This window comes from Deltaproteobacteria bacterium (assembly GCA_009929795.1).
Taxonomy (GTDB): domain Bacteria; phylum Desulfobacterota; class Desulfovibrionia; order Desulfovibrionales; family Desulfomicrobiaceae; genus RZZR01.
Map to the genome: position 1 here is coordinate 1 of RZZR01000234.1, position 2,885 is coordinate 2,885.

Consider the following 2,885-nt stretch of genomic DNA (forward strand, 5'->3'; position numbering starts at 1 on the left):
GCCCGATGCGGGAGTTCAGCGGTGATACCGATGCCTTTGCGGCCAAGTTCAACAGTGCTTCCGGGGCCGTGGTCTGGAATGCCTTTCTCGGCGGCACCGGCACTGATTCTGGTTTAGGGATTACAACGAGTGGCGTTGGTACCGTTTATGTGACCGGGTATAGCGGTTCCTCTTGGGGTAGCCCTGTACGGGGATACACGGCGGATGGTTACGACTGTTTCGTGGCTAAAGTTGTCAAGCGGAACTGTCTGCCTGGGGTGCTGATGTTCTTGCTGGACGATTAACTCTTTTTTTCAGCCGTTCGCCGGACATCGCATCGGGGGCGGGGAAACCTTGCCGTGACCGTGTCTTTGATTTTTTTGCCCACGAGAAAGACCGTGTCCCAGCCCAGGTCACGGTCCGAGTTGTCCAGGCACTCCAACCGGAACATGACCTGTTGGCTTTCTTGCTTTTTTTCGATACACGTCATTGAAATTCCGGATCGGTCCACATACCCCTCGTTCCCATCAATCAATCTTTAGCCCCACCTGACAGGAGACATCGTCATGAAAAGATCATGGCCCCGCCACCCGTTCAAGAGGCTTCATCTTACGGCCGTCTTCCGCATGCGCTTCCTTGCGGTTTCGTTCCTTCTTCTGGCCTTTCCCGGGCTGGCCTGGTCGGCGAGTCCGCCTGCCGACCTGACACGGAGCGATGGAGCGTACGGCGCGATGCACATTCTGTTCATCCCCAACCAGGGGCAGATGGATAAGCAGGTCGCCTTCTCCATCCAGGGCAGGGATAAGTCGATTTATTTCACCTCCCAGGGGGTGACCTTTGCTCTCGCGATTCCGGACCAGGATGGTGCAGGCCGGAAGCGGCCCTTTTTGCGCGATATCGATCCTATCGCGCCCAGGGAAAATGATCGCTCGAAACGCTGGGTGGTCAAGCTGGACTTTGTCGACGCCCGCGGTGATGTCCTGCCCGAGTCGCTGGAGGCTGCGGATACCGTGATCTCCTATTTCAGGGGCAAACCCGAGGAGTGGAACACCGGTATTCAGGCCAGTTCGAAAATCATCTACCGCGACCTCTGGCCGGGCATCGACCTGGTCTATTACGGCACGGTAAACCGTCTGAAGTATGACTTTATCGTCCACCCCGGGGCCGATCCGGGGCAGATCAGGCTGGCCTATCGCGGTGTCGACGGTCTGGAGCTGACCGAGGAGGGCCGCCTGCTGGTCTCCACGCCGGCCGGGGCCTTTCACGACGATATCCCGGTGGCCTGGCAGGATCTGGAGGAGGGACGGCAGGATATTTCCGTGGCCTATGCCATGGAGCAGGCTCCCCATGTCCAGGTGGCCTCCCTGAGTTCGGTGGTGAACGATGCTGGCCAGGCCCTTGGTATTGGCGCAGCATCCCGGACCCATGGCTACGGCTTTACGGTCGGTGACTATGACCGCTCCAAACCCCTGGTGCTGGACCCGGAAATGATCATCTACAGCGGCTTCATCGGCGGATCAGCTAATGAAGCAGGTGTGGGAATTGCCGTGGACTCCACCGGGCGGGCCTATGTCACCGGCCGTACAAATTCTGGTTCAGGCTCGTTCCCCGTTACAATTGGGCCTTCCACGGATTACAGCCTCAACACCGACGCCTTTGTGGCCCGGGTCAGGGCCAATGGAACGGGTCTGGAATACTGCGGCTATATCGGTGGGTCAAAGATCGACATCGGCTTGGGTATCGCCGTTGACGGAGGAAACAACGCCTATGTCACCGGCAGTACCCAATCAAACGATTTCCCTACTGCCGGGAACTGGCCGTATACGACCTACGGCGGCGGCGAGTGGGACGCCTTCATCGCCAAGGTCAAGGCGGACGGAACAAGTTTGATCTACTCCGGCTACATCGGGGGAGGATCCAGAGATTTCGGAAGGGCGGTGGCCGTGAATGCTTTCCGCCAGGCCTATGTCACCGGCATCACCTATTCCTCCGACTTTCCGACAAATAATGGGCCGAATTTAGTCCATGGCGGCGATGCGGACGCGTTCGTGCTCAAGATCAACCACGAAGGGTCCGGCCTGACCTACAGCGGTTTCATCGGCGGATCTGGCGAAGATTGGGGGTATGGCATCGCCCACGATGTTGATCGAGCCTATGTTGTCGGCCGTACGCGGTCCACACACACGACCTTTCCGGTCGTAGCCGGGCCGGGGTTGACCTACAAGGGAAATATGGACGCCTTTGTGGCCAGAGTGGCACCCAACGGTCAAAGTCTGGAATACTGCGGCTATATCGGTGGATCGGAATCGGATTGGGGGGCGGCCATCGCCGTGGACCGCGCCACCGGGGCGGCCTATGTCACGGGCGGCACGCAGTCCAGCGAGAATCAGGGCTTTCCGGTCAAGGTGGGGCCGGATTTGACCCATAACGGCATCACGGATGCCTTTGTGGCCAAGATCAATGCCGATGCGAGCCTGGCCTATGCCGGCTATATCGGGGGGGCGTTGGGCGACGAGGGCAAAGGCATTGCCGTGGATGGATCCGGACACGCCTATATCACGGGCACCACCGGTTCCACCGAGGCCTCCTTTCCGGTTCTTAACGGGCCGTATCTTCATCACAGCGGCGGTAACGTGGACGCCTTTGTGACCAAGGTCCGATCCGACGGCCGGGGACTGATCTACAGCGGGTATATCGGGGGCAGCAGTTTGGATGAAGGCGCTGCCATCGCCGTGGACAGCGAGGGCAGCGCCTATGTTACCGGTGAGACCTTTTCCGATGAATGGAGTTTCCCGGTCGAGACGGGTCCGTATCTCTTGGCCAATGCAGGGTTCACTGTTGACAATCAAAGTGATGCCTTTGTGACCAAGATCACTCCCTTCGGCCGCACGGTCACATCCCAGCCC

1 protein-coding gene is annotated in these 2,885 nt (G+C 59.1%); it reads left to right on the forward strand.

Annotated elements, in window-relative coordinates; translation table 11 throughout:
• Positions 1-545: 545 nt before the first annotated feature.
• Positions 546-2,885: hypothetical protein (locus EOM25_13595; GenBank protein ID NCC26207.1), on the forward strand; the 2,340-nt coding region annotated here is incomplete at its 3' end.